At 37.4% G+C, this 904-nt stretch carries 1 protein-coding gene and 1 pseudogene; both read right to left on the reverse strand.

All coding sequences use genetic code 11. The features are described 5' to 3' along the window. Window positions 1–71, reverse strand: a pseudogene (locus IE051_RS18655) (fructose-6-phosphate aldolase); the annotation flags it as partial. A 101-nt stretch (window positions 72–172) separates the two neighbouring features. Next, window positions 173–904, reverse strand: a 732-nt coding sequence (locus tag IE051_RS18515; RefSeq protein WP_373294382.1) for a transketolase-like TK C-terminal-containing protein, incomplete at its 5' end; no start/stop codon positions are given.

Consider the following 904-nt stretch of genomic DNA (forward strand, 5'->3'; position numbering starts at 1 on the left):
CCATCTAAAACTCCTAAGGCCTGAGCTTCTGCAATATCCTCTAAATTTGCTGTATCTATAAAAAATTTCATTTGTACGTTTTTTACTGTTTCTATTTGTCATATGTAATTCGCACATAATCATCTCAACTAACATCGAAAATCTTAGTGTGCTCATTTCATATCTATTCTTTTTATTTTGCTAACATTAAATACTCCAATACTTGTTGGCTTACTTTTTCTCCTGTAAAACCAAACTTATCGTCTAACACACCTGCTGGAGCAGAATAACCAAAGTGATCCAGTCCAAATACTTTACCACTGTCTCCAACAAGACCTTCTAGGTTTACTGGTAATCCAGCGGTTAATCCAAACAAGGGTTTATCTTTTGGAATCACACTGTTTTGATAACCTTTAGACTGGTTTCTAAATACGCCTTCTGAAATAACCGAGGCTATATTGACTTTCAAGCCATGTTTTGATTCCAAAATCTCTGCAGCAGCTATTAGTGTTGCTACTTCTGATCCATTGGCGATTAATACAACATCTGGGTTTTCTACTTCCTTAACTAAATAACCACCTTTTTGAGCTCCCAAGGCTTCTTGGTATCTAGATGCGCCTTGTGCTGGAATATCTTTGATTCCTTGTCTTGATAAAATCAAACCTGAAGGGGTATCTGTGTTTTCTAAAGCCATTTTCCAAGCCACACTAGTCTCTGCTGAATCTGCTGGACGCATAGCTAAGAAACTGTTTTTACCACTATGGTTTTTAAGCTTCTCTAACAACCTAATTTGTGCTTCTTGCTCCACAGGTTGATGCGTTGGTCCATCCTCACCTACTCTAAAGGCATCATGAGTCCAAACATATTTTACACCCAATTCTTGAATACCACTTAAACGAATGGCTGGCTTCATATAATCAGAGAA

This window comes from Algibacter mikhailovii (assembly GCF_014651495.1).
In the GTDB taxonomy this organism is placed as follows: domain Bacteria; phylum Bacteroidota; class Bacteroidia; order Flavobacteriales; family Flavobacteriaceae; genus Algibacter_E; species Algibacter_E mikhailovii.